We start from the raw sequence: 13,419 nt of genomic DNA, 5'->3' as shown, positions 1-13,419 counted from the left end.
ACCACCCAGCACTCGACCACCACCCCAGCCCCGGGCGGAGCAAGGTATGGCGCTGGACCGTCCAAGGGCCGGTCCCACGCGGAAGCCTCCGCCCGGGGGTGGCGGAGGCAGCACCCCGGCGCGAGGGCGCACCGGAGACAGGGGGTGCGCGTGCCGCCGACGAGGCCGCGCTGCGCCGAGTCGCCCGCCGTCGCGCCCGCCAGGACGTGCAGCGCAAGGAGCGTGTCGACGTCCGCTACAGCGTCGACGAGAAGCAGGCGATCCTCGCCGAGGCCCGCCGCCACAACCTGGCCGGCGCGCATCTTGTCGGCGCCATCGTCATGGCCCACCTGAACGGCGACCTCGCCCTGCCCGAGCAGCGCACCGCCACCGATGACCTGATCGACGAGTACGCGGCCCTGCGCGAGCAGGTCGCCATTATCGGCCGGAACGTGAACCAGATCGCCAAGCGCCTCAACTCCGGTGACGTGGCACACCCGGTGGACATCGCCATGCTCGCCGAGGCCGGACGGCTCTTGTCCCTGGTCCAGGAGACGGTCACGGCGGTCGACGCCGCCGCCATCGTGGCCGCCACGAACCGTTGGGCGGCCTGATTGATCGCGAACATCGTCAAGCCCGGCCACAAGACCCGGGGCGTCCTGAACTACCTCTACGGGCCCGGCCGCGCCAACGAGCACACCGACCCTCACCTCGTCGCCGCGTGGGACGACTTCGTGCCCGACCCCGGCCGCAACCCCGACGCCAGCCTTGCCCAGCTCGCCGACGTCCTTGACCTGCGGGTCAAGCAGGCCGGCCACAAGGCGCCGAAGAACCACGTCTGGCACTGCTCGATCCGCGCCGCGCCCGAAGACCGCCACCTGTCCGACGACGAGTGGGCCACCATCGCCCGCCGCGTGCTGAACGCCACCGGCATCGCCCCGGCCAGCGACCCCGATGCCTGCCGCTGGGTCGCCGTCCGCCACGCCGACGACCACATCCACATCGTCGCCACCAAGGTTCGAGGCGACCTCCGCCCACCCCGGAACTGGAACGACTTCCTGCGCGCCGACAAAAAACTCGTCGCCATCGAGAAGGAATACGGGCTCCGCCAGGTCCCACGCGGCGACCGCACCGCCGCCAAGCGCCCCACCCGAGCCGAACAGGAGAAGGCCCGCCGCACGGGGAAAGCCCGGACCTCCCGCGAGCACCTCCGCACCATCACCCGGACCGCCGTCTCGGCCGCCACAACCACCGAGGAGTTCTTCCGGCTCATCGAGGGAGCCGGCGCGCTCGTCGATGTCCAGTACTTCCCTTCGGGGGACGTCCGCGGCTACAGGGTCGCCCTCGCCGGCGACACCAACGCCCAGGGCGGGCCTGTCTGGTTCTCCGGCTCCACCCTCGCCCCCGACCTCTCCTACCCCAAGATCACCGAACGCCTCGCGACCACGGAAGCACACCCTGCCAACCAGACCGAAACACCGGCCTGGCGACGACTCTCCATCGCCATCGACCGGACGCCCGACCACCTCGCCCACAGCGAGGACGAGGCCGGACAGGCCCACATCGCCGTCCTCGCCGAAGCCCTCGACGCACTCCCCCTGGTCGCACCCGTCAGCCTCCAGGCCCAGCTGATGCAGGCAGCCACAGCGTTCGAGCGCGCCGGACGCTCCGGCATACGAGCCCATCACCAGCAGGCCCAGGCCACACGACGGGCGGTGAAGGCCGTCCTGCGCGTGCCCCCACCCAGGGACGGAGCCCTCCTCACGATCGTCCTCGACGCCCTCCTGCTTGCGGTCATCGCCGCCCAGCACTGGCACCGCGCCCACGACCACACCCAGCAGGCCCAAGCCGCCCGACAAGCAGCCGAGCACCTCCGTGTCGCCTACCGTGCCGCAGCCGCCGAGCCTCTGGCCGTCATCCACCACCAGGGTCGGCACCTCGCCCGGCCGCTCTTGGAGCGGCAGGCCGCCGTGGTGCGCCATGCGCTCCCCGACCTGGCCGAGCAGATCCTCGCCGAACCCGCCTGGCCCACCCTCGCCACCGCTCTCAACGACGCCACGGCAGCCGGTCACGGCGACCCCGCCGCGCTCCTCGCCCAAGCCGCGCGCCACCGCGAACTCGACACTGCCGCCGACCTCGCCGAAGTCCTCACGTGGCGCCTGAAGCGCCTTCCGAATGTGGCAGTCGGGGAGCCTTCACATGACAGGACGGCGGGCAGAGTTCAGCCTGGTCCTGCCACACCCACGCCAAGGGCGACGCGGCCAGGCTCCCTTCCCAGGAACCGTTGACGCAGACCCCGCCACGAGCGGCATATCCACACGTTCACTGAGTGAACGGCCGGGGCGTTCACCCAGTGAACACCCGCGATGTTCACTGGGTGAACAGGCCGCGGCTCGCAGCGATGCCGTTCCGCCCCGGAACACCAACATCATTCCGGCGCGGAACGCACCCCTTGTTCCGCCCCGGAGCACCGGCGGACCGCTGTTCAGTTACTGAACGGCGGTGGCGTTCAGAAACTGAACGGCCGTCCTGTTCAGTTACTGAACAAGGTGGCCACTCCTCGTTCCACAGCACGTTCCCCAGTACTGGCGTACGGAGGCGGGGCCCGTTCCTTCAGGGAACACCGAACGCGTTCCCTGAAGGAACGGGCCCCGTGTTCCCCGAGGGAACAGCGCTCGCGTTCCGATTCGGAACACCCGCGCCGTTCCGTTTCGGAACAACGAACCTGTTCCGATTCGGAACACGCCCACCACGATGCTTAGTGGGTAGGCCGGATCGAGATCAGTCGATCTTGCCCTCCAGCAGCTCCAACGCCTCCTCCCACCGGAAGCGGTCCGCTCCCCCGCCCGCCTTCGGCCGGTGCGGCTCGTACGTCCCGATCAGCACTCCCATCTCCCGCAGCTGGTCCAGGCTCCGGCCGTACGCCGGATGCGCGGCCATGGCCGCGTTCACGTAAGGCAGGACGACCGTCGGAATACCCATCCCGTACGCCTCGCAGAGGATGCCCAGCGCGAGGGTGTCAGCGATGCCGGCAGGCCACTTGTTGATCGTGTTGAAGGTGGCCGGCGCGACGGCGATGGCGTCGGCAGGCGGGAGGGGGCGCGGGTCGCCGGGGCTGCGCCACGCCGAGCGGATCGGATAGCCGGTCTGAGCCTCGATCGCCTCGGTGTCGAGGAAGCCGAGGCCCTGTGGCGTGGCTATGACCCCGACTCCCCAGCCCTGCTCCTGCGCGGCGGTGATCAACTTGTGGGCGTCGCCCGCGATGCCGGCGGCGCAGACGACGACGTACAGGAACGGCTGTGCGGTCACGCGGGGTCTCCCAGTCTGGCTCGGATCAGGGTCGGTGGCCGTTCTCCTCCCCCGGCAGGAGCTGGGCTTGCTCGCGCCGCAAGGGCCTGCTTCTGCCTCGATGGCGGCCCGTCCTACGACCGGCCGGCGGCGGCGTGGCATCCGGAACGTCGGGCGGCGCTTGCCGAGCCGACCCATCGTCGAGGAGGACGGACTGCCAGACCCGCTGCTGGAGTTCTTGGATGCAGGGGCCGCAGGCGTACATGGGCGCTTGGGTGCCCGCCACGCTCGCCGGTCCGATCCACAGGACGCGGGTCCTCTGCTGGCCGCAGTACAGCCAGCAGATCCCGTCGACCCAGTGGTTCCCGTCGTCCGTGGTCGGCGGGTCGGGTAGGCCGCCTCGTGCGAATTCGGCGATGCCGGGGATCACCAGGTGGTGCTGTAAGTCCGCCTCGGTGGTCACCGGCTCACGTCCCCTGGCTGTCGGCTGTGCCCTGCACGCCCGGCGCCGGACCGCCGTCCAGGCCGTCGATCGGCGTCCACTCGTGCTCCAGGATCGAGTACGTGATCGAGTCCCGCCATGCCCCGCGGACGAAGACGTGGTCGCGGATCCGGCCGTCCTCGGTCATGCCGGCCCGAAGCAGGGTTCGCGCGGACGCTTCGTTGAGAGGTGAGCGGGCCGCCCAGATGCGGTGGAGGCCGACCGTCTGGAAGCCTAGGGCGCACAGCAGTTGGACCGTCTCCGTGCCCAGTCCCTTGCCCCACTCGGCCGGGTGCAGGGCGAAGCCGATGGTGGCCGCCTGCTGCGGTTCGGTCGCCAGACGGGCGTAGCCGATCAGCTGGTGCTCGCCGAGCCGGGTGATGGCGAGGCAGTACTCGGTCCTCGGGCTGTCCGCAGCGGAGGCGATGGACCGGTCGACGATCGCCTGGACCTGCTCGGGCGTACGGGGCTCGAAGCTGAGGTGTCGGGTGGCCTCGGGGTCGCCGTAGATGGCCAGGAGGGCGTCGGTGTCCTCGGGTTCGACTTCGCGCAGGGCAAGGCGGGGACCGAACAGGTGGACTGGAGTCATGGGCGCGGAGCCTACCTGCCGGTTCATCGGACGAGGACGGACGTCGGGGTGGCGGTGAAGGCTTCGATCTCCTCCCGCAGGCCCGCCGCCGCGCCGCCGTTTCGGCGCCCGTCGGCGTGCAGCGCGGCGTGGACGCGCTGGGCGCTGCTCGTGATGCCGAAGTTCCGCTGCTCGATGGGGAGGTCGAGCACGGGGCGTACGGCCTCGATGGCGCCCTCGATCTCGCCACGGGCAATGCGGGCGAGGGCGAGGTCGGTCTGCGCGCCGGCCTCGTCGCCGAAGGCCCACTCGTCCTCTACGGCGTCTCGATACGCGGTGACAGCGGCCTCCGACCGGCTCTCGCCGAGCGCCGGGTCGTCGCCGAGGTGCACGGTGGCCTCGGCGACGTAGTACAGCTGCCGGGGTACAGGGAAGGTCATGATGCCGCCGAAGGCGTCGAGGTCGTCGGGTTCGACGGCCGCGCGGGCGTCCTCGGCCTGCTGGATGGCGGTGCGGGTGGCGTCGGCGTCGCCGATCAGGGCGTGTGCGCGGGCGGAGAGACAGGCGAGCCAGACGCCGGTCGTGCCACGGACGTTGCCAGCAACGCCCTGGCCGAGGGTGGCGTAGTCGGCGGCCTCGGCGGGGCGGCCGGCCCAGTACGAGATGAGCGACTGCAGGGAGCGGACCCAAGCGCGCATGGCGTGGTGGTCGGCGTTGTCGGCGCACACGAAGGCGGTACGGGCCTGCATCATCGCGGCGCTCGGGTTGCCCAGGTCGTGGCTGGCCTTGGCGAGCATGCCGGAGGTGATCCCGGCGAGCAGATACAGCTCCCGGGCCTGCAGGGGCTTGACCCGGCCGTGCTCCAGGAGCCGGAAGGTGAGGTCCTGCACCTCGACCAGGTCGCCGAGCAGCGTCGGCAGCGCCAGCCTCGGGTACGCGGCGGTGAGCCGCCGCACTTCGTCATGGATCTGGCCCAGGGTCTCCGGGCCGATGCTGCTGCCCTCCGCCATCGCGGTGAACCGAAGCGCACGACGAGCCGCCATCGCGACCTGCCTTTCCAATTCCGTTGTGCCCGCGTCGAAGTGGGGCTCGCTGCTGAACGGGCCGCCGACAGGCAGTGCCGCTGCCTGCTCGGTGGGGAGGAGGACAGGGGCCGGCCGTGGCGGCGGGACGACGAGCGGGGGATCGGCTGCGGGCGCGGTCGGTGAAGCGGCCGGCGGTGCGGGAGCGAGAAGGAGATCGACGCCAACATCGAACATCGCTTCCAGTACCCGGCACTGGTCGGGGTAGGGGCGGGTCTTCACCGCGCCGCCGTACCAGCGCTCGAACTGCCGCTTCGAGACCGACAGGCCCTGGAGCCGCGGATCGTTCTCGCTCTCGGCGATCGAGCTCGCCGTCGCTTCGAACCGGAGGCGGAAGGTCTCGTAGACCTGCCAGTGCCGCCGGAGCGTCAAGACCCGTAAGAGCGTGGGAGTTTCTGCCACAGCGGATCCTCTCCGTCCCCGTTCGTCTCCACCCGACGATAGCCGCGTCGGATCGGCGGGAAACCCGTTCAGCGGCTCCCTGACCGAGATGACGGCGGCCATGACGGTGGTCATGACGTACGGGCCGTCACCGACCGACATCGACCGGGTCGACGGCCGTCCCGGGAGGGCGGTTCCATGACGGCGGCGACGTCGTATCCATGTCTCACCGCCCACCTCCATGCTGAACGCCACTTCGCCGTACGTGTACTTCCGACGGCGGAGGGTGAGATCGGGAGCCGCCTCGGCAGCTCCGGCCGATCACCCCATCCAGCACCACGTGCCCGTCGGCCCGTTCATGGACGGGCCGGCGACGGGAGGGAACCGATGGATACCCTGACCGCCCTTGCGGGGCAGATCGCCCAGCTCGACGCCGTCGACTCCGCTCAGCTGGAGCGGATGCGCCACGAGGCCCTGACGGCCCAGACCCCCTGGAAGGCGGAGTATGGCGCCTACCAGTCCGGGGGCTGGTGGACGACCTCGCTCATGAACGCGTCCGGCGACCCCGCCGACGTGACGATCGGCGACTGCGCCGCCCGGCCGACGGACCTGCTGGCGCAGATGCCGGCCACCGCTGCTCTGCTGACCGAACTCGGCCTGAACTACATGTGGGTGCGGCTCGCCCGGCTGGAGGCCAACGCCTTCCTGTGGGAGCACCGCGACTACGACGAGCTCGACCAGGTCGAGCGGCACCGGCTGCACATCCCGCTGCACACCAACACGTCGGCGTTCCTGGTCACCGGCGGGGCCAAGGTGCACATGACCGGCGGGCGGATCTGGCGGCTGACGCCGACGTACGCCCACGGGGTCTGCAACCTGCTCGGACCGGACCGGATCCACCTGATCGCCGACGTGTACGCCGACGACGCCTACCGGCGCCTCGCCCGCCGGCCCACGCTGCACCCCGGCTCCGCCGAGCCGCTGCCCTCGGCCGACGCAGCGGTGCTCGCCGAGCGGCTCCAGGCCGCCCGCGGCATGGCCGGCCTCGGCTACACCGACGCGGCCGAGCGGATGCTCCTGCGGCTCTTCTACACCTACGCCCTGCCCGAGGGCGCGGTCTACGACCTGATCGCCGAGCTGCACACCTCGCTCGGCGACGAGGAGGCCGCCACGCGCTGGACGTCGGCCAAGCGCCGCCTCCTCGCCCTCACGGCCTGACCGCCACGGCCCACACGCCGAAATCCGATCGGAGGACGCACGTGCCCACCCTGCACCTGGCCGAACTCACCTTCGCCAACCGCCCGTCCCAGCTCCCGCTGCTGTCCCGGCTCGCCGACGTCCTGGCCACGTCGCCAGCGGTCACGCACCTGATGGTGCGTGGGTCGCTGGCCCACGGCACCGCCGACCGCCTCTCGGACGTCGACTTCGTCGTCGGCGTCCAGGACGCCGATCTGCCCTCGTTCGTCGAAGCCCTGGACGACCTGATGTCCGTCGAGGCCGGCGCCCTGCTGCCCGGCTGGCGCGACACGATCGTCGCCGACCTCGGCGGGGTGGGCATGGTCTTCCTCGTCCCGGACGACGGACGCCTGCACCAGATCGACATGTACCTCGTGCCCGCGTCGCGCGTCCCGAGCCTCCGGGCGACCGTCTCCACGGCCTTACTCCTCGACCGGGAGCCACCGCCCGCCACTCCTGAGGAGAGCGGAGTGGCCGCACGCTTCGCGGCCGAGTTCCTCGCCCGCCCCCGTACCTGCACCGAGCTGCTCATCGAGCACCTGGTGCTGGCCGTGCTGCTGCACAAGCGCATCAAGCGCGGCCAGCGGTTCGTCGCGTACTCCGAGTGGCACCGCCTCCACACCGCGACGAAGGACCTGATCAAGACGGCTCTGGCCCCCACCTCGCGGTTCTGGGGCTGGTACCAGCTGCGCGAGGAGATCGCCGTCACCCCGATCGGCCGGACCTGCCTCGGCGACCTGGAGGCGGCGATCGGCGGACCGGCCGTCCCCTGCGCCGCCGACGTGGACGCGGCCGTCGAGCGGACGCTCGCCCTGGTCGAGCGGGCCTGCCCCGAGGCGCTGATCGGGCTGGAGAGCCCGATCGCCGCGTACCGCACCTACCTGGAGCTGATGTGAACGCGCTCCACCTCGCGGGCCCGGCCTCCGACCGGGCCCGCGAGGGTCTGACCGCCGTCTTCTTCGGTGGGGTCCGTCCCGCCTCCGGCGAGGAGGAGAAGCTGGCCGAGGAGATCGGCCGGACCCTGGCCCAGGCCGGATACCAGCTCCTGCACGGCGGCTACAACGGCCTGATGGAAGCCGCCGCCCGCGGGGCCTCGTCCAAAGGAGCCCTGGTCACCGCAGTGACCCTGATCAGCAAGCACGACGAGTGGGGCGCGTTCAACCCGCACGCCACCACGTCCGTCCACCTGCCCGACCTCGGCACCCGGCTCAACCACTACCTAAACCACGCCGACCTGGTCGTCGCGATGGGCGGAGGCATCGGCACCCTGCACGAGCTGACTGCCGCCGTCTACTACGCGACGACCATCCGGCGTGTACCGATTTTCCTCGCCGGGCCGACCGCCCTGCGCCTGCTCGCCTTCCTGCGCGAGGAGAAGTGGCTGTACGAAACCCCGACCCGACCTCTCGGATTCCTCAGCACCGCCGAGTCCGCCGACGTCTTCCGCGACCGCCTCGCCGCTCTCGACACGGCACAGATCGGAGGAGCATGACCACCAGCACCCGGCTGCCCGACCTCACCGTCCGGCTCGCCGAAACCGCCCTCGTCACGGCCCCCTTCCACCTCGCCGACGGCGCGAGGCTCGACAGCTACTTCGACGAGTACCGTCTGGCCGCCGACCCCGAGCTCCTGCGCGACACCGTCTCCGCCATGGCCGCCCTCGTCCCCGCCGATGCCCAGCTCCTCGCCGGCATCGAACTCGGCGGCGTCCCCCTCGTCGTCGCCCTGTCCGCCGCCACCGGCCTGCCCGCCGTGTTCCTGCGCCGCCGACCGAAGGGATACGGCTCCCGCCGGCAGATCGAAGGCGCGCCCTTCACCGGCCGACGGACCGTTCTCGTCGACGACGTGGTCCGCTCCGGCGGACAACTGCTCGCCATGGCTCGCATCCTGCGGATCGCCGGCGCACCGGTCAGCGACGCACTGTGCGTCCTTGAGCGACCGCTCGGCGGCAGAACGCTGCTGACCGAGCACAACATCACCCTCCACTCCCTGCTCACCGAGGCCGACCTGCCGGAATCGCCGCGGAGGGGTGATCCCGCGTGAAGCGGGCCGTGCTGTTCGACCTCGACGGCGTCCTCGTCGACACCCGCCACGCCCAACTCGCCACCCTGGCGGGCTTCGCGACCTCCGCCCTCGGCCGACGCGTCACCGTCGCCGACCTTCCGGCCGGGGCCGCGACCACCCCGCGCGAGCACATCCTCGCCGAACTCGGCTACACAGGAGCGATCAACCAGGACAGCTGGGACGCGGCGACGGCCACCGCGACCCTCAGCGCCGAGGTGTTCCCGTTCGTGGCCGACACTCTCGCCGCGCTCCGCGCCGCCGACGTCGCCACCGGCATCGTGACCCTGCGAAGCCGCCAGCGGGTCGACTGGTTACTGCCACCCGGCATCCTCGGCCTGATCGACGTCGTCATCTGCTACGAGGACGCGGCGCCGAAGCCCGCGCCGGACGGCCTCCTGCTCGCCCTCGACAAGCTCGGCGTGTCACCCGGCGACGCCGTGTTCGTCGGCGACATGGAGTCCGACATGCACGCGGCCCGCGCGGCCGGCGTGACACCGGTCGGCTCCGGTTGGGGCTTCTCCGACCCGGCGGCGCTCACCCGGGCCGGCGCCGCCGTCGTACTCCCCCACGCCGACGACCTCGCCGGCACGCTCCTGTCCCTGACAGGCACCAGACGGCGGGGCGCATAAATCGAAGCGATCTCGGCTCCGAACCCGCTACGCTGGGTGGCGCAGCCACAGCGGACCGTTGCGTCCGGTGTCGACTGCGCCACCTCAAGCGACGGATCTGGAGTCATGGTCTACACCGTGGGGGCGCGAGCTATCTGCGTCGAGCTGGAGAACTGAGAACCCCTCAGTCCCTGTTCTCGGCCCGGCTCGGCGTGTGATCGACCCCCATCTCTCCACGACTCTTCCGTGAGGGCCACACCACCATGCGCTCGACCCAGATCCGCTCCACCTTCCTGGACTTCTTCACCTCGCGCGGCCACCGCCAGGTCCCGTCCAGCCCGCTGATCCCCTCCGATCCGACCCTTCTTCTCGCCAACGCCGGCATGAACCAGTTCAAGCCCTACTTCCTGGGCGAGGTCACCCCGGAGTTCCCCCGCGCCACCACCATCCAGAAGTGCGCCCGTACCTCCGACATCGACAACGTCGGCCGGACGAACCGGCACGCCACGTTCTTCGAGATGATGGGCAACTTCTCCTTCGGCGACTACTTCAAGGCCGACGCCATCGCCTACGCCTGGGAACTCCTCACCCAGGTCTACAACCTGGAGAAGGACCGCCTCTGGATCACCGTCTACCAGGACGACGACGAGGCCGAGCAGCTCTGGCGCAAGATCGGCGTCCCCGCCGAACGCATCCAGCGCCTGGGCATGGACGACAACTTCTGGTCCATGGGCGTCCCCGGCCCCTGCGGTCCCTGCTCGGAGGTCAACTACGACCGGGGTCCCGGCTTCGGCCGCGAGGGCGGACCGGCCGTCGACAGCGAGCGCTACGTGGAGATCTGGAACCTCGTCTTCATGCAGTACCAGCGCGGCCAGGGCGACAAGAAGGGCGACTTCCCGATCCTCGGCGACCTCGCCCAGCAGAGCATCGACACCGGCCTCGGCCTCGACCGCCTCGCCGCGATCCTCCAGGACGTCGAGAACGTCTGCGGCACCGACCTCCTACAGCCCACCCTCACCACCGTCCAGGAACTCGCCGGCCGCGAGCACCCCGGCAACGGCGAGGAGAAGGTCTCCTTCCAGGTCGTCACCGAGCACGCCCGCTCCATCGCCTACCTGATCGCCGACGGCGTCCTGCCTGCCAAGGACGGCCGCGGCTACGTCCTGCGCCGCCTGATGCGCCGCGCGGTCCGCCACGCCCGCCTCCTCGGCATCGACCAGCCCGTCCTCGCCCCGGCCACCGCCAGCGTCATCGCCAACCTCGGCGGCGTCTGGCCCGAGCTGACCGCCCAGGCCGCCCTCATCGAGCAGGTCGTCACCGCCGAAGAGGAGTCCTTCACCCGCACCCTCGCCCAGGGCACACGGCTCCTGAACGCCGCCATCACCCGCAGCCGCGAGAACCGGTCCACGACCCTGACCGGCGAGACCGCCTTCGAGCTGCACGACACCTTCGGCTTCCCCATCGAGCTGACCATCGAAGCCGCCCGCGACGCCGGCCTGACCGTCGACGAGAACCGCTTCGCCGACCTGCTCGCCGAGCAGCAGCGGCGCGCCAAGGCCGGCGGCAAGGCCAAGACCGCCGAGGCGCTGCGCCGCCAGGACGCCTACCGCGAACTGTCCGCCCGCCACGGCCGTACCGACTTCGTCGGCTACGACCGCCTCGACGCCGAAGCCACCATCCTCGGCCTCATCTCCGACGGCACCGTCGTACCCGGTGCCGACGAGGGCAGCACCCTCGAACTGGTCCTGGACCGCAGCCCGTTCTACGCCGAATCCGGCGGCCAGGTCGGCGACACCGGCACCATCCGCACCTCCGGCGGCACCCTCCTTGAGGTCCTGGACACCAAGCCCGGCCTGGAGGGCTTCCACGTCCACACCGTCCGCGTCACCGAAGGCGAGATCCGCACCGGAGAGCAGGCCGAAGCCCTCGTGGACGGCGCCCGCCGCGAGGCCGTCGCCCGCTCCCACTCCGCCACCCACGTCCTGCACGCCATGCTCCGCCGCACGCTCGGCGACCACGCCCGCCAGCACGGCTCCCTCGTCGACGCCGGCCGCCTCCGCTTCGACTTCGCCCACTTCTCCGCCGTCGACCGCCCCCAGCTCGCCGCCATCGAGACCCTCGTCAACGACCACCTCCTCGCCGACCCCGAGGTACGCGTCTGGCACGCCTCGCGCGCCGAAGCCGAGGCCGCCGGCGCGACCGCCCTGTTCGGAGAGAAGTACGGCGACCGCGTCCGCATCGTCGACATCGGCGACTTCTCCCGCGAGCTCTGCGGCGGCACCCACATCGGCCACGGCTCCAACGCCGGCCCCGTCCGCATCGTCGGCGAAGCCTCCATCGGCTCCAACCTCCGCCGCATCGAAGCCCTCACCGGCCGCGACGCCCTCGACTACTACGACACCGAGCGCCGCCTCCTCGAAGAACTCTCCGCCCTCCTCGGCACCCGCCCCCAGGACGCCCCCAACGCCCTCCGCAAGCGTCTCGACGCCCTCGCCTCCGCCGAACGGGAACTCGGCCGCCTCCGCGAAACCGAGCTACGAGACCGCGCCCAGCAGCTCGCCGCCTCCGCCCGCGCCGTCGCCGGCGGCCGGATCGTCACCGAGAAGGTGACCGGTCTCGGCCCGGACGAGCTCCGCACCCTGGCTCACCACACCGCCGGCCTCCTCGACGCCGGCCACGCCGTCGTCGTCCTCGGCACCGAGCACCAGGGCAAGGCCCTCCTGGCCGCCGCGGTCACCCGCAGCCTCCACGACACCGGCACCGACGCCAGCCGCATCCTCATCCCGGCCGCCCGCACCGTCGGCGGCGGAGCCGGCGGCAAGGGTCCCGTCGCCAGCGCCGGCGGCCGCCGCACCGAAGCCCTCGACGAGGCACTCACGATCGCCGCCCAGGACGCCTCCCGCGCCCTCGACCAGTAGTGCCCGGGTTGCCGGTGCCGCTTGCGGCGGCACCGGCAACCCGTGTCACAGACCTTGTCCGCCCGGCACCAGCTCTTTCAGGAGCACCACGCTCTCGTAGTTCGTCACACCCCACTGCCAGGACCCGACCGGCACGTAGCCGCACCTGCGATACCAGCCGACCAAGTCAACCGCCTCGGCCGACGTATCGATCACCACCTGCGCAGACCCGAGCGCGGCAACACGTTCCTCCGCCAAAGTCAGCAGCCGCTGCCCGAGACCCGTTCCCCGGTGCGAAGGGTCCACAGCCAACTGCCAGAACGACCCTGACCCCGCTGGAGCCGGATACCCCTCCGGCACCTCATACGGAGCCGCCACCGTCACGGTGCCCACCAGCTCCCCCGCCTGCAGAGCCAGCCAGCACTCGCCCCTGCCCAGCCTGTAGGCCGTGTCCTGCACCGACTGATACGAGGCGAAGAAGACCCGGCCTTCGGCAGCATGATCGAAATACGCGCGGTGAAGCAGACGCGTCAGCTCCGCAGCGGAGTCGCCCTCGGCGAACGACCGCACCACAACCGGCTCACGATTGCCGAGCCGTGTCGACCTGCCGACTGGTGGTCTGTCCATGCGAACAAGTATCGGCCGGAGAGTGACACGCCGCCTGCTGAGCTGCACAGATCGGCATTCTGTGCCAGCGGTCGGAGGATGGTCGTCGCCCCCCAGTGAGGCACGAACACTTGGCTCGGCGACTCGTCCGTCGGAGGAGGATCGATCACCGTGCGGTCGGCTTTGCCGCCGTTCGCAGCCGACGGCTGATGTCTGACCCCGCACACGT

At 71.1% G+C, this 13,419-nt stretch carries 12 protein-coding genes; 8 read left to right on the top strand and 4 right to left on the bottom strand.

Annotated features, from left to right (window positions below; genetic code table 11):
* The first annotated feature begins 98 nt into the window (after nucleotides 1–98).
* A complete protein-coding gene (gene mobC, locus FDM97_RS01740) occupies nucleotides 99–593 on the top strand; it encodes a plasmid mobilization relaxosome protein MobC (protein ID WP_349775366.1) in 495 nt (164 codons plus the stop codon).
* A complete protein-coding gene (locus FDM97_RS01735) occupies nucleotides 594–2,267 on the top strand; it encodes a relaxase/mobilization nuclease domain-containing protein (protein WP_254705459.1) in 1,674 nt (557 codons plus the stop codon).
* Nucleotides 2,268–2,760: 493 nt separating this feature from the next.
* On the opposite strand, the gene FDM97_RS01730 is transcribed toward FDM97_RS01735, so the two are convergent.
* From FDM97_RS01730 to FDM97_RS01715, 3 genes are all read right to left on the bottom strand, one after another.
* Nucleotides 2,761–3,288 carry a flavoprotein gene (locus FDM97_RS01730; protein ID WP_137988503.1) on the bottom strand — a complete coding sequence of 176 codons (528 nt, stop codon included), beginning with the start codon at nucleotides 3,286–3,288 and terminating at the stop codon, nucleotides 2,761–2,763.
* A 446-nt stretch (nucleotides 3,289–3,734) separates the two neighbouring features.
* Complete coding sequence (locus FDM97_RS01720) at nucleotides 3,735–4,337, bottom strand: GNAT family N-acetyltransferase (protein ID WP_137988501.1); 603 nt, start codon at nucleotides 4,335–4,337, stop codon at nucleotides 3,735–3,737.
* Between the two features lie 23 nt (nucleotides 4,338–4,360).
* Complete coding sequence (locus tag FDM97_RS01715; protein WP_217510220.1) at nucleotides 4,361–5,770, bottom strand: hypothetical protein; 1,410 nt, start codon at nucleotides 5,768–5,770, stop codon at nucleotides 4,361–4,363.
* A gap of 396 nt (nucleotides 5,771–6,166) precedes the next feature.
* Here FDM97_RS01715 and FDM97_RS01710 point away from each other — a divergent pair, with 396 nt between their 5' ends.
* The 6 genes from FDM97_RS01710 (at nucleotide 6,167) to alaS (ending at nucleotide 12,605) form a co-directional block, all read left to right on the top strand.
* Nucleotides 6,167–6,997: an aspartyl/asparaginyl beta-hydroxylase domain-containing protein gene (locus tag FDM97_RS01710; RefSeq protein ID WP_137988500.1), complete on the top strand. Its 831-nt coding sequence runs from the start codon at nucleotides 6,167–6,169 to the stop codon at nucleotides 6,995–6,997.
* A gap of 41 nt (nucleotides 6,998–7,038) precedes the next feature.
* Complete coding sequence (locus FDM97_RS01705) at nucleotides 7,039–7,911, top strand: hypothetical protein (protein WP_137988499.1); 873 nt, start codon at nucleotides 7,039–7,041, stop codon at nucleotides 7,909–7,911.
* Entirely contained in the window at nucleotides 7,908–8,507 is a 600-nt protein-coding gene (locus tag FDM97_RS01700) for an LOG family protein (protein WP_175439005.1), read from the top strand. The genes FDM97_RS01705 and FDM97_RS01700 overlap by 4 nt, the downstream gene beginning before the upstream one ends.
* A complete protein-coding gene (locus FDM97_RS01695) occupies nucleotides 8,504–9,058 on the top strand; it encodes an orotate phosphoribosyltransferase (RefSeq protein ID WP_137988498.1) in 555 nt (184 codons plus the stop codon). Before FDM97_RS01700 ends, FDM97_RS01695 begins: the two co-directional genes overlap by 4 nt.
* Entirely contained in the window at nucleotides 9,055–9,708 is a 654-nt protein-coding gene (locus FDM97_RS01690) for an HAD family hydrolase (RefSeq protein ID WP_254705458.1), read from the top strand. The genes FDM97_RS01695 and FDM97_RS01690 overlap by 4 nt, the downstream gene beginning before the upstream one ends.
* Nucleotides 9,709–9,950: 242 nt before the next feature.
* Nucleotides 9,951–12,605 (top strand): alanine--tRNA ligase, encoded by a 2,655-nt coding sequence (alaS, locus tag FDM97_RS01685; RefSeq protein WP_137988497.1) that lies wholly within the window; start codon nucleotides 9,951–9,953, stop codon nucleotides 12,603–12,605.
* A gap of 45 nt (nucleotides 12,606–12,650) precedes the next feature.
* On the opposite strand, the gene FDM97_RS01680 is transcribed toward alaS, so the two are convergent.
* Nucleotides 12,651–13,211 carry a GNAT family N-acetyltransferase gene (locus FDM97_RS01680; RefSeq protein ID WP_175439004.1) on the bottom strand — a complete coding sequence of 187 codons (561 nt, stop codon included), beginning with the start codon at nucleotides 13,209–13,211 and terminating at the stop codon, nucleotides 12,651–12,653.
* Nucleotides 13,212–13,419: the final 208 nt, after the last annotated feature.

This window comes from Streptomyces vilmorinianum, assembly GCF_005517195.1.
In the GTDB taxonomy this organism is placed as follows: domain Bacteria; phylum Actinomycetota; class Actinomycetes; order Streptomycetales; family Streptomycetaceae; genus Streptomyces; species Streptomyces vilmorinianum.
Note: the sequence above shows the minus strand (reverse complement) of the source record. Positions and strands in the feature narration are given on the sequence as shown.